The sequence below is a fragment of the Dellaglioa sp. CoH-57-MRSF-22 genome (genome assembly GCF_056781895.1).
This window is the reverse complement of sequence record NZ_JBXAXT010000179.1, coordinates 1-296: the sequence shown is the minus strand read 5'-3', so window position 1 is coordinate 296 and position 296 is coordinate 1. Positions and strand designations below refer to the sequence as shown.

At 61.8% G+C, this 296-nt stretch carries 1 protein-coding gene; it reads left to right on the top strand.

Features of this window, described 5'->3' with window-relative positions:
- Positions 1–296, top strand: a 296-nt coding sequence (locus AC1RPR_RS08710; protein WP_481763555.1) for a hypothetical protein, incomplete at both ends; no start/stop codon positions are given.

Here is a 296-nt window from a genome sequence, read left to right as displayed (position 1 = left end):
CCTTTTCGGCCACGTCATCGCGCTCGTGGTCCGGGTATACAGCCTCCGTATCCGTGCCGGAGCCCTTTGCGCTATTGAGCAGCGCGTCCTGCACGCGATCCGCAAGCTTCGTCACAAACGTCGCAGCATGGCCCCCAATTTCGTACGTCTCATCATCGACGAGCGTCCGGAACTCGTCCAACGCCTTTTCGACGCCGACCTGATACCCGCGTTCGTACGCGGCCGCCTCCGGGCCCTCAACATCTGCGTCATTGGCAACGATGAGCAGCGCCTGCGTCTAGAACTCGTACTGACCC